16 protein-coding genes and 1 pseudogene are annotated in these 24,762 nt (G+C 72.3%); 10 read left to right on the top strand and 7 right to left on the bottom strand.

The window, feature by feature from the left end:
• Positions 1 to 665: pseudogene (locus AN216_RS20305) on the top strand (HEAT repeat domain-containing protein); the annotation flags it as partial.
• 69 nt (positions 666 to 734) lie between these two features.
• On the opposite strand, the gene AN216_RS20300 reads toward AN216_RS20305, so the two are convergent.
• A complete protein-coding gene (locus AN216_RS20300) occupies positions 735 to 1,049 on the bottom strand; it encodes a hypothetical protein (RefSeq protein ID WP_070198153.1) in 315 nt (104 codons plus the stop codon).
• A 128-nt stretch (positions 1,050 to 1,177) separates the two neighbouring features.
• Here AN216_RS20300 and AN216_RS20295 point away from each other — a divergent pair, with 128 nt between their 5' ends.
• The 3 genes from AN216_RS20295 to AN216_RS29780 all read left to right on the top strand — a co-directional run bounded on the left by AN216_RS20295 (position 1,178) and on the right by AN216_RS29780 (position 8,537).
• Positions 1,178 to 2,713, top strand: a complete 1,536-nt coding sequence (locus AN216_RS20295) for a hypothetical protein (protein WP_244502553.1) — start codon at positions 1,178 to 1,180, stop codon at positions 2,711 to 2,713.
• Complete coding sequence (locus AN216_RS20290) at positions 2,710 to 3,663, top strand: hypothetical protein (RefSeq protein ID WP_070198151.1); 954 nt, start codon at positions 2,710 to 2,712, stop codon at positions 3,661 to 3,663. Before AN216_RS20295 ends, AN216_RS20290 begins: the two co-directional genes overlap by 4 nt.
• Positions 3,664 to 3,782: 119 nt before the next feature.
• A complete protein-coding gene (locus AN216_RS29780; protein WP_070198150.1) occupies positions 3,783 to 8,537 on the top strand; it encodes a hypothetical protein in 4,755 nt (1,584 codons plus the stop codon).
• Here the strand turns inward: AN216_RS29780 and AN216_RS20280 are convergent.
• The gene (locus tag AN216_RS20280) at positions 8,491 to 8,862 is read right to left on the bottom strand and encodes a hypothetical protein (RefSeq protein WP_070198155.1); all 372 of its coding nucleotides are present in this window, start codon (positions 8,860 to 8,862) and stop codon (positions 8,491 to 8,493) included. The two genes, AN216_RS29780 and AN216_RS20280, sit on opposite strands and share 47 nt — an antisense overlap.
• A 185-nt stretch (positions 8,863 to 9,047) precedes the next feature.
• Here AN216_RS20280 and AN216_RS20275 point away from each other — a divergent pair, with 185 nt between their 5' ends.
• Genes AN216_RS20275 through AN216_RS20260 form a run of 4 tightly spaced genes read left to right on the top strand, consistent with a single transcriptional unit; the run spans position 9,048 to position 13,317 of the window.
• Complete coding sequence (locus tag AN216_RS20275; protein WP_070198149.1) at positions 9,048 to 11,789, top strand: sensor histidine kinase; 2,742 nt, start codon at positions 9,048 to 9,050, stop codon at positions 11,787 to 11,789.
• Positions 11,786 to 12,220, top strand: a complete 435-nt coding sequence (locus AN216_RS20270) for a roadblock/LC7 domain-containing protein (RefSeq protein WP_070198148.1) — start codon at positions 11,786 to 11,788, stop codon at positions 12,218 to 12,220. The genes AN216_RS20275 and AN216_RS20270 overlap by 4 nt, the downstream gene beginning before the upstream one ends.
• 10 nt (positions 12,221 to 12,230) lie before the next feature.
• A complete protein-coding gene (locus AN216_RS20265) occupies positions 12,231 to 12,716 on the top strand; it encodes a DUF742 domain-containing protein (RefSeq protein ID WP_070198147.1) in 486 nt (161 codons plus the stop codon).
• Positions 12,697 to 13,317, top strand: a complete 621-nt coding sequence (locus tag AN216_RS20260) for a GTP-binding protein (RefSeq protein ID WP_070198146.1) — start codon at positions 12,697 to 12,699, stop codon at positions 13,315 to 13,317. The genes AN216_RS20265 and AN216_RS20260 overlap by 20 nt, the downstream gene beginning before the upstream one ends.
• A 44-nt stretch (positions 13,318 to 13,361) precedes the next feature.
• Here AN216_RS20260 and glpK read toward each other — a convergent pair whose 3' ends face one another.
• The 3 genes from glpK to AN216_RS20245 form a co-directional block, all read right to left on the bottom strand.
• Positions 13,362 to 14,873 (bottom strand): glycerol kinase GlpK, encoded by a 1,512-nt coding sequence (gene glpK / locus AN216_RS20255; protein WP_070198145.1) that lies wholly within the window; start codon positions 14,871 to 14,873, stop codon positions 13,362 to 13,364.
• A gap of 532 nt (positions 14,874 to 15,405) precedes the next feature.
• Positions 15,406 to 16,275, bottom strand: a complete 870-nt coding sequence (locus AN216_RS20250) for a M15 family metallopeptidase (RefSeq protein ID WP_070198144.1) — start codon at positions 16,273 to 16,275, stop codon at positions 15,406 to 15,408.
• A 12-nt stretch (positions 16,276 to 16,287) separates the two neighbouring features.
• Entirely contained in the window at positions 16,288 to 18,657 is a 2,370-nt protein-coding gene (locus tag AN216_RS20245) for a glycoside hydrolase family 31 protein (RefSeq protein ID WP_070198143.1), read from the bottom strand.
• Between the two features lie 277 nt (positions 18,658 to 18,934).
• Here AN216_RS20245 and AN216_RS20240 point away from each other — a divergent pair, with 277 nt between their 5' ends.
• Positions 18,935 to 20,983, top strand: a complete 2,049-nt coding sequence (locus AN216_RS20240; protein ID WP_070198142.1) for an acetoacetate--CoA ligase — start codon at positions 18,935 to 18,937, stop codon at positions 20,981 to 20,983.
• Positions 20,984 to 21,260: 277 nt separating this feature from the next.
• Positions 21,261 to 22,133: a hypothetical protein gene (locus AN216_RS20235; protein WP_244502552.1), complete on the top strand. Its 873-nt coding sequence runs from the start codon at positions 21,261 to 21,263 to the stop codon at positions 22,131 to 22,133.
• Between the two features lie 51 nt (positions 22,134 to 22,184).
• On the opposite strand, the gene ptsP is transcribed toward AN216_RS20235, so the two are convergent.
• Positions 22,185 to 23,855: a phosphoenolpyruvate--protein phosphotransferase gene (ptsP, locus tag AN216_RS20230; RefSeq protein ID WP_070198140.1), complete on the bottom strand. Its 1,671-nt coding sequence runs from the start codon at positions 23,853 to 23,855 to the stop codon at positions 22,185 to 22,187.
• 81 nt (positions 23,856 to 23,936) lie between these two features.
• On the bottom strand, positions 23,937 to 24,386 hold the full coding sequence (locus AN216_RS20225) for a PTS sugar transporter subunit IIA (protein ID WP_070198139.1): 450 nt from the start codon (positions 24,384 to 24,386) through the stop codon (positions 23,937 to 23,939).
• Between the last annotated feature and the right edge of the window lie 376 nt (positions 24,387 to 24,762).

The raw sequence follows: 24,762 nt of genomic DNA, 5'->3' as shown, positions 1-24,762 counted from the left end.
CCGCCCGCGCCGCCGCCCTTCGCCACCTGGCCGAGCGCGCTGACCCGGCGGCGCTCGACCTCGTTCAGCACGCTGTCGGGAGCGAGCCGACACCCGGAGTGCGTACGAGCCCGCTGCCGGCGCTCGCCGCGTCGGCGCTCGCCTCCTTCGCCCGGATGCGTAGCCTTTCGGCGCTGGAGCGCGCTCGTTCCTGGGCTGCTCACCGTGAGGATGCCCTCGGCCTGGTCGCGGCGCAGCTGCTGGCTCGTCGCGGAGGCCGGCAGGACGCCGCCACGGTGCTCGTCGCGTTGCGCCGTACGATCCGCGAACAGGGGGCGGACAGCGACGACCTCTGGCCGCTGGTCGAGGGCACGGAACGGCTCGCGATCCAGTGTGCCGCACCGGTGCTCCGCCACATCTACCGGGAGACGGCGTCCTCCCAACTGCGCGGTCACACGGCACGCGCCTTGGCGGTTACCGACCCCGCGTTCCACGGCGGCTTCGCCATCGAGTGCCTGTGGGACTGCGAGGAGTCCACCCGGGAGATCGCGGCACAGTACGCCACCACGGGCGACGCCCGGGTCGTCGAACGGCTCCGCCGGCTCGCCACCGACCCGGCGGAGGAGGCCGGCGTGCAGAGCGCGGTGCGTGGCCGGCTCAGTCCGGGGGCCGGCATGGTCGGCTGAGACCGCACTCGTGGGTCCGTGAGCCACGCGGAGGTGGCGCCGGAACAGCCGCGCACGCCCGCTTCCTGGTCAGCCGACCACCGTGCCACCCGCGCCGCGCGCGGGCGTTCCCGACCCGAGCGGTCCGTGCCACGGATGGTGGCCGTACGCCCCCTTCAGCGCTCGCGCCGGCCGGCGGCGTTGGCTCACACGCAGCACGGGCAGCGTCCGCGCGAAGTCCAACTCGTCCTTGGACCGGGGCCGTTCGGGCATGTAGGACAGCTGCACCTCGGGCGCCACACACGGGACGCCGGCGGCCGACCGTATGCCGAGGCGGTCGAGCGGACGCCGCACGTCGGCGCATCTGTGGGACACCCACTCGGCACCCTCGGCCTCGTCGAGCATCACCTGAATCCGCCAGGGAGCCCGCGCGCTTGGACGGCACCAGACGTCCCGGACACCGGCGCCAGCGGCTCGCCGCGGGACCCCTCCACGAGTCCACGGCAGCGGCCCGACCCGCGCCGTTTCGGCTGATGTCAGTGCGAGCGCATACGGTGTCCATCGTGACCGAGCAGCACGTTCCCGCGATCCGCGAGTCGCCCGCTCCCGGCCCGGCGGCCGACGAGGGGCTGGCCCGTCGGCTCCGGGCACTCGCCTGTACGGCACCGCTGCACGACCTCGACGCGCGCAAGGCCAACCTCGCCGGCGAGTACGGCGCCTACGCCATGGCCGAGGTGGCGCTGGCCGCGATCGACCTGGTCACGCTGCACATGGACTTCGACACGGGAGCGGATCACGAGGAGATAGTGGCCAGACTGCTGCCTCGGGTCGCCGCGCAGGCACGGGAGCGCACCACCACCGAGCACGAGCGGGTCGCGCGGTGGGTGTTGGAGAACCTCCTCAACGTCGGGAGCGTGGACCGCGGCTTCCGCGCGGTGTACGGCACGTTCGACATCGACGGGGCGTACGTCCGTCGGGACTACGACTTCAAGCTGATCGAGGAAGTGCCCGGGCCCGGCGGCGGGGTGTATCTGCGTACCACCGACGAGGCGGTGAACGTACTGGTCGGCGCGCTCGACACGGATGTCACCAGCGCGCAGATCGCCGCCGAGGTGAAGCTCGAGGTGCTGATCAACCGCGGCCGGCTCGCCGACGCCCAACTCGCCGCTGAGCAGGCCCGCTACCGCACCGTGCAGTACGCCGAGACGCTGCGCCGCACCCTGGAGGCCACCCGGCGCGACGTCCGTGCCGTGGACTGGCTGGACACCGTGCCCGACATGATCACCGAAGCCCTGGACCACGTCGCGGACCGCTACCGCCATGAGAACGCCATTCTCACCAACATCCGCCGGGCCCGGGACGAGTCCGAGGAGGCCGGTCACCGGCGCCGCGCCGCGGAGCTGGTCGACATCGTCAAGGACTGCATCCGCCGACACACCCAGCTACAGTCCCGACTGCTGGAGGCCGGACCGTTGTTCCGTGCCGAACAGGACCGACAGGCGTTCGCCCCGGCGGCGGCCCGGGTCGGCGTCGACGTCTTCGGCCAACTGCTCGCCCCCGTGCTGCCCCAGCCGCTGGAGAGCGCCGTACGGGCCACCGACGCGTTCTTCACCCACGGCACGGGTCTGCGCACCCCGAACGCCGTCCGGCTCGGGGACCTGATCGAACTGCTCGTAACCCCGCCCGCGCCGCGTGAGCACCTGGGCGCCGAGATGCCCGAGCCGGACCTCGTCGCGACCCCGGACGACAGCCGGTTCAGCGCGGAGCAGTTCGAGGCGGCGACGGAACTGCTCGACCTGCCGGCGGACGCACCACGGCGGCTTTCCGGTCTGCTCGCCGACGCCGCTCGGCGAGATCCCGACCTCCCGCACCTGCTGGTGCTGCTCGCCGCGCACGCCGCCAGCCCGCCGGTGGGCACGGCCTACCGGCAGGGTGAGCAGCGGCTGTTGTTCGCTGTCGACGACGGCACCGAACTCGACCATCCCGACTTCGGTGGTGCGGACCTGATCGTCGGCACCGCCCTGCTCGACGCGGCCGGCATGGCCGCGGACCGTACGGAGGCACCATGACAGACGCCGATACGGAGCCCGGCGTCGCGCCGGAGGAGCGCGCGGCCGAAGCCGAGCACGCCGGAGCGCGGGAGCGTACGGAGCCTCCCGCCGCTTCCGAGCGACCCCCGGGCGAGCGCGGTGGTGGAGCGGTCGCGCCCGCCGACGCGGCCGACGCGGCCCGGCTGGTGGCCTTCGGCCTGCAGCCCAAGCTGCTGCCCGCACGGGACGCGGAGTACGCACAGCTGCTGCGCCGGCATCGTGACGATCCCGCCTTCGCGCGCCTGTCCGACGCGGTGGCCGCGGGGCTCGGCCTGGTCGTGCTCGAGGTCTCCGACCGCGCGGGGATGGCCGTCACCGCCGGGGAGGACTCCGTCTTCGCCGTGCGCATGGGGGACTACGCCCGGCGGGCCACGGCGGACTCGGCGGACCGCTTCCTGCACGGCCTCGCCCATCTCGCCGTCGCCGCCATGGCCTTCCCCCGCCCGCAGGATCTGGCCGACGACGGCTACATCGGCAGGGTCTCGGTGCACGGCGTGGACACCTTCGTCCGGCAGGTCTGCCGCAAGCTGGAGGAGCGCGCGACCGAGCGGGGCGAGAACACCGATCCGGCCAGCGGCGCTCCGCAACTCGAGGCCGCCTGGCGGGTCTACGCACGGCGTAGCGCGACCGGAGCCACCAAAGACGCCCGTCGACTGGCCGGTTCGACGACCGGCATCATCGGGAAGGCGGTAGCCTTCCTGGTCGACTCGGGCTTCCTCCAGCGCACCAGTGACGACGCCGGAGGCACGTACCGCACCACCGCCCGCTACCAGTTGCAGGTCCGTGACAGCTCCTCCAGCGCCGCGCTGACCGAGCTGCTGAGCCTGGGCGTGGTGCCCGTGGGGGACGGCAGACCCTCCCTACTGCCGCCCGAGGACGCGGACGCGGAGCTGGCCCCGGACGCCGGTCTGCCTTTCTTCAGCCAGTAGGCCGCACGGTCCGGCGTCGTCGCGTGCGGCACCGGCAGCCGGGCACCGGCCCGTCCGCTCCCCTCCGTTCACAGCTGTCCGGCCCGTCCCGGACCGTCACCGACTCCCGAGAGCCAGCCATGTACGAACTGTCCCGCATCCGCCTCTACTCGATCGGCCCCGCCGGCGCGCGCTACGCGGACACCGTGTTGGACCTGCGCGGAGTGGGTGAGCGCGTGCCGGCGCCGGCACCCACCCAGGCCGACTTCTTCGAGGAGGAGCCCGCCGGACCGCCCCGGCGACCGGCACCCGCCGGAGTGCTGTTCCTGGAGAACGGCGGAGGCAAGTCCGTACTGCTCAAGCTGATCTTCTCGGTGATGCTCCCAGGCCATCGCAACACCCTGGGAGGTGCCAGTTCCGGCGTGCTGCGGAAGTTCCTGCTCGCGGACGACTGCGGCCATGTGGCGCTGGAGTGGCAGCACACCCACACCGGGGAGTCGGTCGTGGTCGGCAAGGTCAGCGAATGGCGTGGGCGCCAGGTGTCCGGGGACCCGCGGAAGTTCGCCGAGGCATGGTACTCGTTCCGGCCGGGACCGGGCATGAGTCTCGACTCCCTGCCGGTGGCCGAGAGCGCCTCCGTGCGCCCGCCGGTGGAGGGAGCCTCCGCCGCTCGGGGCCGCCGCCGCACGATGAAGGGCTTCCGGGACGTCCTCAGCGAGACCGGGAAGGCGTACCCGAACCTGGACGTCGTCTGGGAGGAGGTGCACGAGCGGTGGAACGAGCACCTGACCGGCCTCGGCCTGGACCCGGAACTCTTCCGTTACCAGCGGGAGATGAACGCCGACGAGGGCGAGGCGGCCGGTCTCTTCGCGGTCAAGAACGACTCCGACTTCACGGACCTGCTGCTGCGCGCCGTCACGGACACCCGGGACACCGACGGACTCGCCGAGCTGGTACACGGATTCGCCCACAAGCTAGGCCGCCGCGCGGAACTCACCGCCGAACGCGACTTCACCGCCGGTTCGCTGGAACTGCTGAACCGCATCACCGAGGCGACCGAGGAGCGTGGCCGGGCGCGGGACGTCCACACGGCCGCCGAGCGTCGTACGCGTGCCCTGGCGCGCCGGTTGGCGGCACGCGGCGCGCGGGAGCGCGACCGGGCCGCGGAGGTCGCGGAGCGGGTGGACACCGCCGACGACACGCTCAGCAGCGCGCAGCAGGCGCGGGACCAGGCGGAGTTGATCGCCGCGGAGCTGGGCTACCGACACGCTTCGTTGGCCCTGACCGCCGCCGAGAAGTCCGCGGCGGCCCAGCGCCGGGAGCTGCTCGACGCGCGCACGCTGCACTCGGCCTGGCAGGCGGCGGAGACGGTGTTGCAGCACCGTGCCGCGGTTGACCGTTCGGAGCGGGTCGCCGCCGCCATCCGGGAAGCGGAGCGGGACGCGGCACCGGCCCTGGAGTCCCGGGGCACGGCCGCCGCCGAACTGGTGCGTGCCCTGCACACGGCCGCGGCGGAGGGCGAGCGGACGGCCGGGGACGAGGAGCGACGCTCCGCGGAGTTGCAGACCGAGGCCGAGCGGGCCCACCAGGACGCCACCGACGCAGCCACCGCGGCTCAGCGGGCCCGCAGCGAGAGCGAGCATCTGCGCCAGCGGCTCACCGAGGTGGAGCGGGAGACCACCGAGGCAGTGCGGGCCGGTTGGCTAGTGGACAGCGCGGAGGACGTCGACCCGGCCCGCGCCGCGCTCGCCGCCGAGGAGGCCGAGCAGCGTGCCCGGACGGCGGCGGAGGCCGCCCGGGAGACCGCTGTCCAGACGGCCGAGCGCGCCCAGGCGGCGGCCACCGAGCACAGTCGCGCCGAACTCGCGGCCGCCCGCTCCTCGGACGCGACCGAGGCGGCCGAGGTGGCGTACGCCGCCGAGTACCGCCCCGCGACGGCCCTGGGTGGCGAGGTACGTGTGGCCGAACTCCTCGGCTTGCCGCAGCCGTCGGCCCCGCCGGACACGCACACCCCGGCCCCTGGCCTGCCCGGCCAGCGCGCCACCGAGGAGCCCGGCATTCGCAGCGCGCCGGAGGAGCAACCGTCGGCCGCCGGGGGCCCGCTGAGCGCCGAGGAACTGGACCGCAACGCCGAGTCCCTGCGCGGGCTGTTGGACGACTCCGTGACAGCCCTGGAGCGCCAGCTCTTCCACCTGCGTACGGACGCCGCCGAGGACTCGCGGATGCTCGGCGCGCTCGGGGAGGGCGGGCTGCTGCCGGCCGGTCCCGACGTGCTGGCGACCGTGGAGTACCTGGGCGAGCACGGCATCCCGGCCCTGCCCGGCTGGCGCTATCTCGCGCAGGCCGTCGACCCGGTCGACCACACCGCCGTCCTCTCCGCCCGCCCGGAACTCGTGGACGGGGTCGTCATCACCGACCCGGAGAGCCACGCGCGCGCCCACGAGGTACTCGCCGGTGCCGCCTTGCTGCCCCGGTCCGCGGTCGCGGTCGGTACGGCCGCCGCGCTGCTCGCCCCAACCCCGGGTACGCCGGAGGCACCCCAGGCAGCGGCGGCACCCGAGGCACCCGAGGGACCGGGGAAGCGGTGGCACGGCGCGCCGGAGCCCGCGGCCGGCGTGTTCCTCGTACCACCGAACCCGGCCATGCACGACGAACGCGCCGCGGACCAGGAGCGGCACGAACTCCGGGAGCGCGCGCTGGCCCGGGATGAGGAGATCCGTACGCTCGCCGCCCGACTGTCCACCGACCGGACGCTGGCGGCCCGGCTCGCCTCCTGGCGGACCAGTTGCCCGCCCGGCCGGTTGGCCGAGTTGGCCGAGGCGGTGGGCGAGGCGCGTACGGCCGCGGAGGATGCCGCGCGGCGGCTCCAGGAGGCCCGGTCGGCATACGAGGAGGCGGACACGGCGGCGACGGAGGCCGCCGGGCTGCGCGAGGATCGACAGGAGGCGGCCCAACGCGCCCGCCGCTCCGCGGACGCCCTCGCCGGGCTGGCCTCCCGGTTGCGGGAGCGCGCCGGCTGGCAGACCCGGCTGCGGGAGCTGACGGGCGACGCCGCCGAGGCGGAGGAGCGCGCCGCCGCGTGCGTGGAGCGGGCCAGAACGCTGGACGAGGACCGGCGCGCGGCGCAGCGGGCCGCCGATGACGCGCACCGCACGGCACGGACGCTGCGGGCCGAGCGGGCGGAGGTCGTCGGGGTGCCGGAGGGCACCGATCCGGCCTCGCCACCCCCCGAGGGTTCGCTGCCGGCCCTGCGGGAGGCGTACCGGTCAGCGGCACGGCTGTACGACAAGGTCGGCGTGGGAGCGGATCTGCGGGCCGAGCAGGCCCACGCGGAGAGCGCGGAGAGCGCGGCGCTCGCCTCGTTGGACCGGCTGACCAACAAGGTGCGCACGCGCGCCGCGCAGTTGCTGGACGGACCGGACGGCGCGGACGGGCCGTCCCGGCAGGCCGCGTCCGCGCGTGCCGAGGCACTCGTGCAGAAGCTGGAGTCCCGGACCGCGGAGGCCAGCGAACAGCTTGGCCGGCTGCGCGGCGAGGCCGAACGCCTCGCTCCCGCGGACGCCGTCGCGCACACCGAACTGCCCGCCGACCGGGTGCCCGAGGACGCGACCCAGGCGTTGGCGCTGCTGCGCACGGCGAACGGGGAACTGGCCACTCGCGGGGATGAGTTGGCGGCGGCCACCGCCACCCGCGCGGAGCTGCTGCGCACCCACGAGGAGGCGCAGGACTCGGCCGCCGGTTTCGAGGAGACCGCCGCCACGCTGCACGACCCGCCGCGCGAGGCGCCTGGCACGGCGGGGCCCGGGGGTGAGTCGGCCGAGCCAGCACAGCCGTACGACGGTGGCCTGTCGGAGGCCCGGCAGGCCGCCGCCGAGGCCCGGCGTTCGCTCCGCGGCTGCGCGGCCGACCTCACCGCCGCGGAAGGGGCCGTACGAGAGGCCGGCGACGTGCTCGTGCGGCACGCGAACGCCACGCGGTACGAGGCGGTGCGTACGCCAGCGCGGCAGCAGATCCGGGAACTGCCCGCGGCGGCGCTGCCCGAGCACGCGGCGGCCTGGGCGGCGGCGTTCGCACCAAGACTGCGGGTGCTCAGCGACGAGTTGGAGCAGTTGGAGCGCAACCGCGACAGTATCGTCGACCGGCTGCGGGGCCTGGTCGAGTCCTCTCTCGCCACGCTGCGGTCGGCGCAGCGGCTGTCCCGGTTGCCGGAGGGGCTGGGCGAGTGGTCGGGACAGGAGTTCCTGCGGGTGCGCTTCGACGACCCCGACCAGGCCACGCTCGCCGAGTGCTTGGGCGAGGTGATCGACGAGGCGACCCGGGCGGCGGTCCGTAAGAACTCCGACCTGCGTCGCGACGGCATGACGCTGCTGCTCCGCGGGGTGCACGCCGCTCTGCGGCCGCGCGGTGTGTCCGTGGAGATCCTGAAACCGGACGCCGTGCTGCGGGCGGAGCGGGTGCCGGTCGGTCAGATGGGCGATGTCTTCTCCGGCGGCCAGCTGCTGACCGCGGCGATCGCGCTGTACTGCACCATGGCCGCCCTACGGGGCAACGACCGGGGTCACGACCGGGACCGGCACGCGGGCACCCTGTTCCTGGACAACCCCATCGGGCGGGCGAACGCCACCTACCTCCTCGAGCTGCAACGAGCCGTGGCCGACGCGCTGGGCGTGCAACTCCTCTACACCACGGGTCTGTTCGACACCACCGCGCTGGCGGAGTTCCCCCTGGTGATCCGCCTACGGAACGACGCGGACCTGCGGGCCGGCCTGAAGTACATCAGCGTGGAGGAGCATCTGCGCGTCGGGCTGCCGAAGCCGGAGCGCGAAGCGGAGACCGTACAGGGCGAGATCACCGCGACTCGGAACTTCCGTCGTCCCGCCGCCGAGTCGGGCTGACGCGGGGTCTTCGACGGGTCCTGGCCACGCTGCTGGGCTCGGACAGCACGCCGTGCCGTTGGGCCCACACCTGCCGGGTCACCCACACGTCCAACACCCCCCAGGTCGCCACCACCGTGCTGGCCACCGTGGAGAGCACCATGGGGAAGGCCAGCCACACCCCGGCGTAGCTGCACAGCAGCGCGATCACCAACTGCACCAGGGTCACGGCGATGATGAGCACCGCGCGTACGGCCGCGGACCGCACCGGATCGGGCAGTCGAGGCTTGTCGTACATGGGTTGTTCACTCCCCCCGCACACATATGGACATTCTGACGCTCTCATGCTGGTGTCCTGTGCCACATTCCGCCCGGCCTTCCTCGGGCATCGACGGACAACTCAGGATGAGGCACCCTGGGCGGCCGATCCTGCGTGCGAACACGTCTACGAGTTGTTGAGCCGTCAGTAGTAGGCTCACGCCGTTTACTGAAGGAACACTCCTCCGCGCCGGAGCCGACATTGGGGAGGCCATGCGCTTTCGCGGGAAGCCGATCCGCCGGAAGATCGTGGCGCTGCTGCTGGTGCCGCTGGTGTCTCTGGTGTCCGTGTGGGCCTTCGCCACATATCTCACCGGGCGGGAGGCGGTTCGGCTGCGGACCGCCACCGAGGTCACGGAAGCGCTCAACGACCCCCTGGAGAAGGCGACTCGGGCCATCCAGGAAGAGCGACGGCAGACGCTCGTACACCTCGCCGATCCCCGACGCTCGGACACCCAGAGCCAGCTGCACCGCCAGCAGCGGTCCACCGACCGTGCCGTCGACGCCGTACGCGAGGCCGTGAGCGTGGACGTACGACGCGAGTTGAGCGCGGAGTCCCGGGAGCGCCTCGACGCCGCGCTCGGCGAATGGGACCAGCTCCCGCAACTGCGTGCGAAGGCGGAGAACAACACCCTCACGCGCGGCGGCGCGTTCCAGGCGTACAACGCCCTCGTCGACCCCGGTATGACCTTCCTCAGCTCGTTGCCCAACGTCCACGACGCGGAACTCGAGAGGCAGGGCGAGGCGCTGGTCGGCCTGACCCGCGCCCGCGAGTACCTCTCCCGCGAGGATGCCCTGATCGCCGCGGCGCTGGTGGCGGGCGAGACGACCAAGGGAGACCGCCGGGCCCTCTCGGACCGGATCGCGGAACGGAAGCTGGCCCTGGAGACCAGCCTGCGCCAGCTGCCGGCGGAGGACCAGCAGAGCTTCCAACAGCTGTGGAACGCCACCGAGGGGCGCACGCTCAGCAGTTACGAGGACGCGCTGCTCACCGCGGGATCCCGGGAGGCCGCCGAGGTGGTGGACGCCGAGCGCTGGCGCGAAGCCACCTCCGAGGTGCTCTCCGAACTGCGGGAAGCCCAGGACGCGGCGGCGCAGCGACACACCGACCGGGTCGACCCGGTGGCCACCGCGGTGTTCGTCCGGGCCGGTGCGGTGGGCGTGTTGGGACTGCTCGCGGTACTGGTGTCGATCTTCGTGACCGTACGCATCGGGCGCCGGCTCATCACCGACCTCAGTGCCCTGCGCAGAGAGGCCAACGAGTCCGCGGGCACGCGGCTCCCCAGCGTGATGCGCCGCCTCGCGGCCGGGGAGCAGATCGACGTCGAGACCGAGGCGCCACGGCTGGACTACCCGCCGGACGAGGCCGGTCAGGTCGGACGGGCCCTCAACACCCTGCAGCGCTCCGCGGTAGAGGCGGCCGTCAAGCAGGCGGACCTGCGCCGCGGCGTGTCCGAGGTGTTCGTGAATCTCGCCCGGCGCAACCAGGTGCTCCTGCACCGTCAGCTGTCCCTGCTGGACACGATGGAGCGACGTACGGAGGACGAGGACGAGTTGGCCGACCTGTTCAGGCTCGACCACCTCACCACCAGGATGCGCCGACACGCGGAGGGTCTCGTGATCCTCTCCGGGGCGGCGCCCTCGCGACAGTGGCGCAAGCCCGTGCAGCTCATGGACGTCGCCCGGGCCGCGGTCGCGGAGGTGGAGGACTACGAGCGGGTGGAGATACGTCGGCTGGCGCCGCTGGCAGTGGACGGCGGCGCGGTCTCCGACCTCACCCACCTGGTCGCCGAACTCATCGAGAACGCCACGGTCTTCTCCCCGCCGCACACGGCCGTCCAGGTGCGTGGTGAACGCGTCGCCAACGGCTTCACGCTGGAGATCCACGACCGTGGGCTCGGCATGACCACGGACGCGCAACTCGACGCCAACCTGCGACTCGCGGAGACGCCGGAGTTCGAGCTGTCCGACACCGACCGGCTCGGTCTGTTCGTGGTCTCGCGGCTCGCGCTCCGGCAGGGCGTGCGCGTCTCCCTGCAGCCCTCACCGTACGGCGGAACCACCGCGGTGGTGCTCATCCCCGGGGCCATCCTCACCGAGACCCCGCCGGAGGAGGACCGCGTCACCCGCGTGAACAGCGAGCGTGAGCCGAGATACAACCGGTTGTCCGCGCTGTCCCGGGGACGCGCCGCCCTGGACGGCGGACCGCGGACCGGAGCGCTGGACGGACCCGTCGAACTCGAGGCGGCGCTGGCCGACTCGGACGCCCCCACACGGACTCCCCGCGGAGAGCAGGCGGACGACCGCGACCGTACGAACGGCGCCGACAGCACGGCCCGGGGGCTCTTCCGTGGCACGAGCCGGCTGGGCCCCTCACCGGAACAGCACCAACAGGCCGCCAGCGACTCCTCCTCGGACGTACGGGGAGCGGACGAGGAGGCCGAGCACGCCCCGCTGCCGCGCCGCAGACCCGGCACACCCGTGCTGGTCGCCGATCACGGCCGCACCGTCCAGGACCGTCGCGAACCGGCACACCGCCGCACCGACACCGAACGGCGCGCGGGCGGCGGTGACCCGAGGCCCGGTTCCGGGGACGACACCGGCGCCACCACCGGTGGAGGCGACACCTCCCCGAACCCGTGGTCCTCGGAGGACGAGCGGGCCGATCCGGAGGACCGGGGCGGCGCTGCTTCCGGGACCGTGAGCGGACTTCCCCGCCGGGTACGACAAGCCAGTCTCGTCCCGCAGCTCAGGACGGACCCGGAGGAGTCCGACCGGCGCCGTCCCCAGCGGCCACCGGGCCAGGAAGACCTCGACGAACGGGACGCGGAGCGGGTACGCAGCCGGCTCGCCTCGATGCAGCGCGGCTGGCAGCGAGGTCGGCGGGAGAACGATCAGCCGCCCGGGCGGCCGCCGGAAGAAACTCGAACGACTCCAGAGGGAGAAGGTCAATGACCGGAGCGAACTCAGCCGTGGACAGCACCGGCGGCAGCGGCGACCTGAACTGGCTGCTCGACGAACTCGTCCAGCGTGTCGGGAACATCCGCAAGGCGCTCGTACTCTCCGGTGACGGGCTGGCCAGGGGACTGTCCGCGGACCTCACCCGTGAGGACAGCGAGCACCTGGCGGCCGTCGCCTCCGGGGTGCACAGTCTGGCCAAGGGCGTCGGCCGGCACTTCGAGGCGGGCGCGGTCCGGCAGACCGTCGTGGAGTTGGATGACGCCTTCCTGTTCGTCACCGCGGCGGGCGACGGAAGCTGCCTGGCCGTGCTCGCGGACGCCGAGTCCGATGTCGGACTGATCGCCTACGAGATGACGCTGATGGTCAAACGTGTCGGCAGTCACCTGGGCACCGCCGTCCGTTCCCACCAGTCACCCGGAAGCTGACGGGGGCGGCATGGCCCAGAGCTGGTTCGACGCCGCCGCGGGGCCGGTGGTGCGGCCGTACGCCATGACGCGCGGTCGCACCCGTGCGGCGGGCGGGTCGGACCGGATCGACCTGATCGCGATGGTGATCCCGGAAGCAACGGCGCACGGCGGCACGCCGGAGCGGGAACCGCCGCGTGGTGAACTGCCGGACGGCGAACCCCCACGCAGTGACCCGCCGCCCAGTGACCTGCCGAGCGGCGCCGGGCGCACGCGTCCGGACGACGACCATACCCTGGCGCCGGAACACCTCGAGATCGTTCGCCGCTGTCGGCGCGCCCCGCTCTCCGTGGCGGACCTGGCCGGCGAACTCGACCTGCCGGTGGGCGTGGTGCGCGTCCTTGTCGGCGACCTCATCGACGCGGGACTGGTCCGCGTCACCCGTCCCGTACCGCCGGCGGACCTGCCGGACGAACACATCCTGCGCGAGGTGATCCATGGTCTTCGGGCGCTCTGAGCGCAGTCGCGGAAAAGCCACCGTGTCCGCCGAGCCCGTCACGTTGAAGGTACTGGTCTCCGGCGGCTTCGGAGTGGGGAAAACGACCTTCGTCGGCGCCGTCAGCGAGATCAAACCGCTGCGTACCGAGGAGGCGTTGACCGAGGCGGGCACGCCCATCGACGACACCACGGGGGTCGAGGAGAAGTCCACCACCACCGTGGCGATGGACTTCGGCCGCATCACCATCAACGAGCAACTGGTGCTCTACCTCTTCGGCACGCCCGGACAGGACCGCTTCTGGTTCCTGTGGGACGAACTGGCCCAGGGCGCACTGGGCGCCGTGGTGCTGGCGGACACCAGGCGCCTGGAGGACTGCTTCGCCGCCATCGACTACTTCGAGCGGCGTGGCCTGCCCTTCACCGTGGCCGTGAACTGCTTCGACGGAGCCGACCAGTATCCGACCCAGACCGTACGGCAGGCTCTCGACCTCGACGAACGGGTGCCCGTGGTGCTCTGTGACGCACGTGGCCGCACTTCCTCCAGGGACGTGCTGGTCACCGTCGTGGAGAACGCGATGCGCACCGTCGCTGAGCGACAGCAGCCCACGCCCACGTCCTGAGCGCGTGCCCTCCCGGACTCGGCGCGCCCGTACACCGGGGCAGGTCAGTCGGTGTCCCCCTCCTCCCAACCGAAGCTGCGCCGGACCGCCTTGCGCCAGTTGGCGTACTCGCGATCCCGGGTGCCGACGTCCATCCGCGGCGTCCATTCCGCGTCCTGCCTCCACTGCGCGCGGAGCTCGTCCATGTCCGACCACACGCCGGTGGCCAGACCGGCTGCGTACGCCGCGCCCAGACACGTCGTCTCCGCCACCACCGGTCGGATCACCGGCACGCCCAGCACATCCGACTGGTGCTGCATCAGGAGGTTGTTGGCCGTCATCCCGCCGTCCACCTTCAGCGTGCGGATCTCCACCTCGGAGTCCTCGTACATCGCGTCGACCACCTCCCGGGTCTGCCAACTGGTCGCCTCCAGTACGGCCCGGGCCAGGTGTGCCTTGGTGACGTACCGGGTCAGTCCGGTGATCACACCGCGGGCGTCCGAGCGCCAGTACGGCGCGAAGAGGCCCGAGAAGGCCGGCACGATGTAGGCGCCGCCGTTGTCCTCCACACGCGCCGCCAACGGCTCGATGTCGTCCGCGGTGGAGATGATGCCCAACTGGTCGCGGAACCACTGCACCAGGGCGCCGGTGATGGCGATCGAACCCTCCAGGCAGTACACCGGGCGCTCGCTGCCGAGCTGGTAGCCCATCGTCGTCAACAGGCCGTTCTTCGAGGGAACCGGGCGGGTACCGGTGTTCAGCAGCAGGAACGACCCGGTGCCGTAGGTGTTCTTGGCCTCACCGACCCGGTAGCAGGTCTGACCGAACACCGCCGCCTGCTGGTCGCCGAGCGCGGAGGCCACCGGCACCCCCGCGAGCTGGCCGACGGCCGTCCCGTAGACCTCCGCGGACGACCGGATCTCCGGCAGGACGGCCTCCGGGATGTCCATGGCGGACAGGATCGAGGCGTCCCACTGCAGGGTCTCCAGGTTCATCAACATCGTACGACCGGCGTTGGTGACGTCGGTGACGTGCACGCCCCCGTCCGTGCCCCCGGTGAGGTTCCAGATCAACCAGGAGTCGATGGTGCCGAAGGCGATCTCCCCGGCGCGGGCCCGTTCACGCAGGCCCGGCACGTTGTCCAGCAGCCAGACCACCTTGGGCCCGGAGAAGTAGCTGGCCAGCGGCAGACCGGTGCGGTCCCGGAACCGGTCCTGTCCGTACTCGCCGCCCAACTGCTCGCACAGGCCGGCCGTGCGGGTGTCCTGCCACACGATGGCGTTGTGCACCGGCCTCCCGGTGCGCCGGTCCCACAGGAGCGTGGTCTCCCGCTGGTTCGTGATCCCCAGCGCGGAGAGCTGGTCGGCCCGCATGCCCGCGTTGGCGAGCGCGCCCGCGACCACCGCCTGCACCTTGGACCAGAGTTCGGTGGCGTCGTGTTCCACCCAACCGGGCTTGGGGAACATCTGGCGGTGTTCCCGCTGGTCCACGGCGACGATCTCGCCGTTCTGGTCGAAGATGATGCAGCGGCTGGACGTGGTGCCCTGGTCGATGGCCGCGACGTACGAGTCCGTCATGGTCGTGTCCCTTGCTCGGCGGCGGTGACGTGGCGTGCGATGCGGTCGTGGCGCGCTCTGCGTCCGCGCCCGTGGCCGCGACCTGTGATGTGCCAGCAGGGTATGTGCTCGTCCGGGCACGGGACGGGCAGCGCTGGGCACCCGGGTACCGCGTGTCCCGCGTCCTACACCTGGTGAGGTGACTCGCCCGGCCGGCACGGGGCCCGCGGACACGGGAGCGTCCCGCACCCTCGGAACGCCTCCGGGCGCCGTGGACCACGCCGTGGACCACGCCGAGGATCAGGTCGTGTACGCCCGTGATCCGGCACCCCAGAGCGTCCGGCCCGCCCGCCGGCGTGCCGCTGGAACGGAGCAACCGCACCTTCCGTGCCGTCCACCCGACGGCCGTAACGAACACGTCACCAGTGCTGCACGCCCGTCACGGTCGCAGCGCGTACCGAACCGTGCCCCGGTGGCGCACGTCTCATCCCGCGACGACGGCGGTACGGGGCCGACGGGGGTGGTCCCGTACCGCCGCCGGCTGTCGGCCTGGTCAGTGGCCGGCGAGGGAGCGCCGGTGCACGGGGAAGTCGAAGTAGCGGTCCGGGAAGGTCTCCGGCTGGTAGGTGTAGTGCCACCACTCCTTGGGGTAGTTCTCGAAGCCGGCGTCCTCCATGACGTCCTTCAGCAGCAGTCGGTTCTCCCGCTGCTCACCGGTCACCCGCGGGTCCAGGGTGTGCGAGAGGGTGTCGAAGCAGTCATATCCGGTGCCCATGTCGAGGGAGTTGTCCGGGAAGCGCTCGGCACGCGGCGCGTGACACGGGGTCAGCGGCTCGCCCGGGACGTACGGTCGGGTCGGCTGGGCCGGCAGCTTCACCACCGTCAGATCCACCGTGCTGCCCCGGCTGTGTCCGGACTGCTCGGCGATGTAACCGTCCTCGAAGAGCCGGGACTTGTCCACCCGCGGATAGAACTCCTCCTTCATACGCTGGTCCTCAAGGTCCTTCGCCCAGTCCACGAAGCTGTCCACCGAGCGCTGCGGCCGGTAGCAGTCGTAGACCTTCAGCGAGTATCCGCGCTGCAGGAGGGAGCGTTGCGCTTGACGCAGCGCCTTGGCGGTGTCCTCGGTGAGCAGACACAGCGGCTGCTCGTAACCCTCCACGGGCGCACCGGTGAAGGTGTGCGCCGTGGCGTACCGGATCTCACGCAGTACCGTCGGCGCCACCCGACGCAGCGCCACGAACTCCTCCGGTGCCTTCGGCTCCGACGATGCCCGGGCGGGATCCCCGGTGGGGCCACCGGCGGGGTTCCCGGGGCGACCACCGGGCGCCGCTCCGGGGGCGGCGGTACTGGCGGGAGCGGCGCCTGCGACGGCGACGACGGCGAGCAGGGCGGCGGCGATTCTCGATCCTCTGGGTGCCATGCTCCTCCTCTATCAGCCGCGCACCCGCACCGGATAGTCCACGGGAGCGCCGTCCTCCCGGGTCACCCGCGGCTCTCCCGCCCGCGTGGCGAGCACCGTGAGCCGTTCCACCCTCGCCCGCTCCCGTCCTTCCGCGGTACCGGTGATCACCAGTCCGCCGCCCGTACGACCCGGCGCCGGGGACCACACTTCCAACTCCGTACGCCCCTCCGGTCCGCCGACCGGTATCGCCGCACCAGCCCTGGCCAGCACCGGAATCCGCTCTGCCGGAGCGTCGAGGAGCACCCGCGCCGGTCCCTCGTACGCCCGACCGGACGCGGTGTCGTACCACCGGCCACGAGGCAACCGGACCATGCGACGCACCGTGCCGTGCTCCAGCACGGGCGCTATCAGCAGCGCATCGCCCAGCAGGAAGGCGTCATCGCACTCCCGCAGCGCGCGGTCCCGCGGATGCTGCCACCACAGCGGGCGTACGTACGGCGCGCCGGTGCGGTGCGCCAACCACGCCAGGGTGCCGAAGTACGGCGCCAGCTCCTCCCGCCGGTCCAGCGCGTCGCGGACCGCCGCCAGTACCTCGGGGTCGTGCTCCCACGGCGCACCGGAGCCGAGCCCCTCGGTGCCGCGGCTGCGGCTGGATCTGGGACTGGGGCTGCGGCTGCGGAAGAGTGGGAGGTACGCCGCCAACTGCACCCAGCGCAGGTACAGCTCCGGCGTCGGTGCTTCCGCGCCACCGCCGACGTCCGTACCGGAGTAGGGCACTCCGGACAGCCCCAGCCCCAGCACCCGGGCCAGCGCCGCCCGCAGCCCCGACCAGTCCGCGGCCCCCGGGCCGGAGCACGCCCCGCCGTACCGCTGCACCCCCGCCCAGCCAGCCCTCGTGAACACGAACGGTCGCACGTCGGGACGCCGTTCGAGCAGGCCCTGGTGACCGGCGGCGGCCATCGTCAATCCGTAGACGTTGTGCGCCTCCCGATGGTCGCCGCCGCGCCCCTCCAGACAGTGCCGTGCGGAACGCGGCAGGGTCCGCTCGCCGAACGCGGCGTACGACGTCGGCTCGTTCCGGCTGTGCCACACCGCGGCGAAGCCCCGGGGCAGCCGCTCCGCGTACAGGCCGCTCCACCACTCGCGCACTCGAGGGTCGGTGAAGTCCGGGAAGACGACCGAACCGGGCGGTGCCACCCCGCGCACCGTCCGCCCGAGGGCGTCGCCGACGAAGGCCGCCGCCGCGCGCCCGCTCTCGAGAACGGCGTTGCCCGGCTCGTCCTTCACCCCGGGATCGACGGCGCAGACCAGACGTACCCCCGCGGCGTCCAGTTCGGTAGCGAGAGCGGGCAAGTCCGGAAACCGACCCCGGTCCACGGCGAACCCCCGTTGCTCCCGGGGCGGCCCCACCTCGAGGTGTACGGCGCGCAGCGGCAGGCTCCGCTGCCGACAGCGCGCCACCAGCACCCGCACGACCTCCTCGGACGTGCTTCCCTCGATCACGTGCTGCGGCCCCAGGGCCCAGTCGGGCGGCATGGCGGGGGCACCGGTCAGCGCGCTCCAACCGTGCATGACCCGGGCCGGGGCCCCGGTCAGTACCCAGTACCGCAGCGGCCCGCCGGTCATCCGCACCTCGCTCCGACCAGGCTGGTCGGGTCCGGAACCGGCCCCCTCGGTGCCTGTCCGCAAGGTGACACGACCGTCCCAGGAGTTGTCGTGGAACACCAGGTGGGTACCCACGTCCGCCACCACCAACTGCAGCGGCATCGTGAGGTGCAGCGGGTCCCGGACCGGGTCGGACGGCCCGGGGTCGCTGTTCCACAGCCGGTACGAGCCGCTTGGCAGCCTCGGACCGACCGAGCGGCCACCCAGTCCGAAGAACCGCGCGTCCGCGGCCACGCGGGACCGGTGCGACCAGTGCGTCACCGCCGGCCCCCCGTCCGGGCCCCACCAGCGCGGTGGCAGGTCACGGCGCAACACGACGCCGCCCGGAGTGCGCACCTCCACCATGCCGCGACGGGAGACGGTCACCATGACCCGTTCCGAGACGACCCGCCAACCACCGTCCTTGTCCGGTTCCAGACCAGCCCGCGGGTCCGGCGGCGGACACTGCCCCGCAAGGGCGTACGACGGCTCCGGCGCTGCTCCGTCCCACCCGCAGAAGACCGCGCCGCCGGAGGCCACGCGTACCCGTAGCGACGAGCGCGCGAAGTGGATCACCCCGCCGCCCGGCAGCGCCTCCGCCCCCACGGCGACCCCGGGAACCCGGGCCCGCTCGGCACGTACGCGGGGCAACTGAGCCGCGTCCAGCCGGCGACGGCGCCATGACGACCCGGCCAGACGCCACCCGTGAGGGGTGACCGCCATCCGCAACGACCGCACCAGAACACGCGCATTCATGCTGTTCAGCCTGCCATCACCGGTCCCGCGCCAAGGGGTCGTTCAACCGGCGTTCACCTCGGAGAGGGACCGGAGACGTCCCGGACCGGTTCGGCGGCGTCCCGCCCGGCCGTTTGGCGCGCGTATGCGCCGGTGACATGTCCCCCGCCCCCGGTATGGTGATGCCCGCCCTGGTGTGCGGCAAGATCACATGGCATCGTCCTGGGCAGCCGTGTCGCGCGCACACCCAGCTCGTGCGCGGAGACGACGCACACCACGCGTACCGCCGGGAGCAGTCATGACCGCAGAGCACAGCACACCGCAGGATTCCGCGCACGGGGATTCCGCTGCGCAGCCGCTCTGGCGTCCCAGCCCGGAACGGGCCGACGAGGCCCGGATCACCCGGTTCCACGCTTGGGCGGCCGAGCGGCACGGCGCCCCCACTCCGCTCCCGGACGCCCCCGAGACCAACTACGCCGCGCTCCATCAATGGTCCACCGAGCAGCTCGAGACCTTCTGGCGGGCCCTCGCCGAGTGGTGCGAGGTGCGCTTCTCCACGCCGTACGACACCGTGCTCGCCGAGCGGGAGATGCCGGGGGCACGCTGGTTCCCGGGCTCCACGCTGAACTACGCCGAGCACGCGCTCCGTACCGCCGAGGACCCGACCCGAGCGGACGACGCGGCGCTGCTGTACGTCGACGAGGAACTGGCGCCGCGCACCGTCAGCTGGGCCGAACTACGGCACCAGGTGGCTTCGTTGGCCGCCGAGCTGCGCGCACTCGGGGTGCGGCCCGGTGACCGAGTCAGCGGCTATCTGCCGAACACCCCGCACGCCGTCGTCGCCTTCCTCGCGACGGCCGCGGTCGGCGGGGTCTGGACCTCCTGCGCCCCGGACTTCGGCGCTCGCAGTGTCCTGGACCGCTTCCAACAGGTCGAACCGACCGTCCTCATCACGGTCGACGGTTACCGCTACGGCGGCAAGGTGCACGACCGCGCCGAGACCGTGGCCGAGCTGCGCCGGGAGCTGCCGAGCCTACGCGCCGTCGTCCACGTCCCGCTGCTGGGCAGCGCTCCCCCCGAGGGAACGCTGGCCTGGGACGATCTGGTGTCGGGGCGGTCCGGGGCGACCGAGCCGGAGTTCGAGCAGGTCGCGTTCGAGGCTCCGCTGTGGGTGCTGTACTCCTCCGGCACCACCGGACTGCCCAAGGCCATCGTGCAGTCCCAGGGCGGCATCCTGCTGGAGCACCTCAAGCAGCTTCACCTGCACTGTGACCTCGGTCCCGGTGACCGCTTCTTCTGGTACACCTCCACCGGCTGGATGATGTGGAACCTCCTGGTCTCCGGCCTGCTGACCGGCTGCACGGTGGTGCTCTACGACGGCAGCCCCGGTTATCCCGAGACGGGAGCGCAATGGCGCGTCGTCGAGCGCACCGGTACGACGCTGTACGGCACCTCAGCCGCGTACGTCATGGCGTGCCGCAAGGCCGGCGTACGGCCCCGCGAGGACCATGACCTCTCCCGCCTGAGCTGCGTCGCGACCACCGGCTCGCCGCTGCCACCGGACGGCTTCCGCTGGCTGCACGAGCAGGCCGGGGAGAACCTGTGGATCGCCTCCGTCAGCGGCGGCACCGACGTGTGCTCGTGTTTCGCGGGGGCCGTGCCCACCCTCCCGGTGTACACCGGCGAACTGCAGGCACCCAGCCTCGGCACGGATCTGCAGTCCTGGGACGCTGCTGGTCATCCGCTCATCGACGAGGTCGGGGAACTCGTCGTCACCAGACCGATGCCCTCCATGCCGGTCCGGTTCTGGAACGATCCGGACGGCACGCGCTACCACGAGAGCTACTTCGACACCTATCCAGGTGTCTGGCGACACGGCGACTGGACCACCGTGACCAGCCGGAACACCGTCGTCATCCACGGCCGTTCGGACTCCACCCTGAACCGCCAGGGGGTGCGCATGGGTTCGGCCGACATCTACGAGGTCGTGGAGCGTCTGCCGGAGATCAAGGAATCCCTGGTGATCGGCGTCGAGGAAGCGGACGGCGGTTACTGGATGCCGCTGTTCGTCCAGTTGTCGGGGGACGCGTCACTGGACGAGGCGCTGCGCGAGCGGGTCAAGCACGCCATCCGGCAGTCCCTGTCGCCCCGTCACGTGCCCGACGAGATCATCGAGGTGCCCGGTGTGCCGCACACCCTCACCGGCAAGCGGCTCGAAGTCCCGGTGAAACGTCTGCTCCAGGGCACCGAGTTGGAGCGCGCGGTGAATCCGGGATCGGTCGACGACGTCGAACTCCTCCGGTTCTACGCCCGGGTGCGGCGCGAGGACGCGAGCGAGCGCCACTGAGCCCGTACGGCCCGGGAACAGACGCACGGGGAGGCTGACCAGCGCCGCGCGGCTGCGTGCCGCGCGAGCCGTGTGCCCCTGCTGGGCGGCCGCGTTGTCAGACCCCCCGACTACGGTGAGTGAGGGTGGCCGGCTCAGCTGTCGCCACCCCGAGCAAACCCACGTCCGAGGGCTGTGGCGAGGCCCGACAGCGATCCGCAGGGGGAGTGGCATGACACGTTCCAGGACACGCCGGTGCGCTGCGCCGCGCGCCGTGTGCCGCGAAGTGCCCGGCACAGTGGCGGTACTGACTCGACGCCGGGACTTCGCGCTGATGCGTCGGTACCGCTCCTTCACCTTCCGGGACCACGGTGCCTACCTGCGGCACACCGAGCGGCTGCTGCGCTCACTGGCTCGCCAGGGCCTGAGCACCACGGTCGGCGGCTTCGACCCGGGCGAGTACGCACAGTACTGCGCCCGGGCGGGAGTCGACCCGGACTCCGCGGACAGTCGTGCGCGCTACGCCGCTCGACTGGCCGCCATCGGCCGGACCGTGCCCTATGCCGGGGAGCGGATCGAGGCGCTGTTGCCCCGGCTCCCGGAGGGCGAGCGTGCGGTGACCGCCGAGGCGGGGGAGCGGACGGGCGGCCGTCGGTCGCCGACGGACGGCACGTGCCAGGCCGGGCCGCGGCTTGGTGACACCTTCGGAGCAGACCGCTTCGTGAAGGCGGCGGAGCTGCTGAACCGGCTCCTGGACGCCTTGGGGCAGGGCAGCCACTCGCTGGTGTGCAGCGTGCGTACGCCCGTCGCCCCGCTCGCCGCCGTGCTGCGAGCCGAGTGTGTGGGCGAGCGCGGTGCGGACACCCACCTCGGCGACCGCCGCCCGGGCCTCGTGTGGATGGACGACGACGAGGCGCTGCGGTTCTGCGCGGTCCTGACCGTGGGCGGCACGGCGGACTGTGCCGGCGGACTCGTCGCACGCAGCCAGTCCGGCACGTCAAAGGACCAGTCGGCGCCGACGGAGACGGTGCGCGGCTGGAGCGTGCGAAGGGACGGACTCAGGGCGCTGAGCGAGGCGGAGGTGTTCGCCGCCTACTGCACCGACGCGGAGACCGGCGAGCCCGTACCACCCGAGCCTGGAGTGCGGTATCAACCGGGCATCGAGCTGTAGGGGAGCGACGCCGGCACGACCAAGGGGAAGCCGACGGCTGCCGGCTCGTCGCTACTCTCCGGAGAGCACGGCGTGCGCGGCGGCCCGTGCCTCCTCCGCCGAGTCAGTGGCGCGGGCCGCCGCCGCGGCCCGTTCGCACTGCGCGAGCGTGTGCTTGGCGAGTGTCGCGCGCACGTACGGCAGGGCGGAAGCTCCCATGGACAGACTGGTCACGCCGAGCCCCGTCAGTACGCAGGCCAGCAGCGGGTCGGACGCCGCCTCCCCGCACACTCCGCAACTCTTGCCCTCCGCCATGGCGCTCTCGGCGGACAGCGCCACCAGATCCAGTAGCGCGGGCTGCCATGGATCCTGCAACCGGGAAACCGCCCCGACCTGGCGGTCCGCCGCGAAGGCGTACTGCGCCAGGTCGTTGGTGCCCAGCGACAGGAACTCCACTTCCTGCAGCAGCGCGCGCGCCCGTAGCGCCGCTGACGGAATCTCCACCATGGCCCCGAACTTCGCCGTCAGATCGGCGGCCCGGCAGGCGTCCGCGAAGGCGCGCGCGTCCGCACGGTCAGCCACCATAGGGGCCATCACCTCGAGATAGACGGGCAGCCCCTCCGCGGCACGGGCCAACGCGGTCAACTGTTCGTGCAGCACCTCGGGGTGGTCGACCAGGGTGCGCAGACCACGCACGCCCAGGGCCGGGTTGGGCTCGTCCGCGGGCGTCAGGAAGTCCAGTGGCTTGTCCGCACCCGCGTCCAGGACCCGTACGACGACCCGCCCCTCGGGGAAGGCCTGCAACACCTCGCGATACGCCTCGGTCTGCCTCTGCACGGTCGGTGTCTGGGCACTGTCCTCAAGGAAGAGGAACTCGGTGCGGAACAGCCCCACGCCCTCCGCGCCGGCCGCGACCGCGGCCGACACGTCCGCCGGGCCGCCCACGTTCGCGAGCAGTGGCACCTTGTGGCCGTCTGAGGTGGCTCCGGGCCCGCTGGCGGCACTCAAGGCGGCCTTCCGCTCGGCGGCGATCGTCTCGAGCGCGTCACGTGCGTCCGCGTCGGGGTCGACCAGTACGGCGCCCGTACTTCCGTCCACCCCGACGAGTGTCGCCTCTGGCAGCTCACAGGCTCCGGGGAGCGCGACCACGGCCGGTACGCCCAGCGCCCGGGCCAGGATGGCACTGTGGCTGGTGGGACCGCCCTCCTCGGTGACGAACCCCAACACCAGTGTCGGATCGAGCAGGGCGGTGTCCGCCGGCGCCAGGTCGCGGGCGACCAGTACGTACGGGCTGTCGCTGTCCGGAACACCGGGCATGGGCACGCCGAGCAGCCTGGCGACGATCCGGTTCCGTACGTCGTCCAGGTCCGCCACGCGTCCGGCGAGATAGTCACCCGCACCGGCGAGCAGCGCCCGGTAGCTGGCGAACGCGTCGTACACGCCGCGTGCCGCCGTACTGCCCACGGTGATGCGCCGTTCGACATCGGTCATCAGCTCGGGGTCCTGAGCCATCATGGCCTGGGCTTCGAGCACCGCCTGGGCCTCGCCGCCGGCCAGCTGCCCGCGCGCCGTCAGGTCCGCCGCCACCGCCTCCACGGCCTGCTGGGCCCGGCCCAGTTCGCGTGACACCTCCTCGGCGGGGATCTGCTCAGCGGGCGGTTCGAGTGCTGCCGACCCCATGTGGCGCACCTCGCCGATCGCCACCCCGTGGCTTACGCCGACACCCTGAAGCGTTGCGTCCATCTGACCTGTCTCCGGTTCTCCGTACGTACGGCGGTATTCGCCCCGCGAGTCACTTCGGCGCCGGCCTCGAGGGCCAGGCCGTCACGTCCAGTTGAAGAGGGCCTTGCCAGGAGTGATGGCGCCGTCCTCAAGCACGTCGGTGAGGGAGTCGGCCGTCGCCTCGAGCGCGATGACGGGAGAGACTGGGGACTTGCCGGCCCGCTCCACCGCCGCCGGGTCCCAACGCACCACGGGATCCCCCCGCTTCACTGTGTCGCCCTTGGCGGCGAGCAACTCGAAACCCTCACCGTTGAGCTGAACCGTGTCGATGCCGAGATGAGTGAGTACGCCGTGTCCCTCCGCGTCGACCACCACGAACGCGTGTGGATGGAGCGAGACGATGATGCCTCCCACGGGGGCGACGGCCACGGCGCTCTCCCGGGCCGGATCGACGGCGGTGCCGGGGCCCACCATCGCCCCGGAGAACACCGGGTCGGGTACGGCGCCGAGTCCGATCGCCTGTCCGGTGAGCGGCGATGTCACGGTGGTCATGATGCCTCCCCGGTGGGTACCTTCAGCTCACGTTCGCATCCCCGCGGGATGGCGTACCGACCAGCAGCCTAAGTCATCCCCGGGATGGCGCTGGCAGCGGCGTGCGAGTGATTGGCAGGGTGTGCCAGAGGAGCTCGTGGGTGCCAGCGAGGGTGATTTGCCTCCTGGGGCGGCGGGGCGGTACTGTAGCTCTTCCTGCTCAGCCGACATGGTTTGGCAGCGAGTTCAGCGAATCCGTTTCCGAAGACTCCCTTTCCACTGTGGGCACTTTGCGTCTGAAGTGATCGAGGGGGCGCAAGAGTCTCTGGTATGCTGAATTCACCGAAGGAACATCCGGAGGATTCCTGAGAGGGAGTCTGATGTGAGTGTTCGTTCC

The organism is Streptomyces oceani (assembly GCF_001751245.1).
Lineage (GTDB): Bacteria > Actinomycetota > Actinomycetes > Streptomycetales > Streptomycetaceae > Streptomyces > Streptomyces oceani.
The sequence above is the reverse complement of the archived record's forward strand: the minus strand, read 5'-3'. Positions and strand labels throughout refer to the sequence as shown.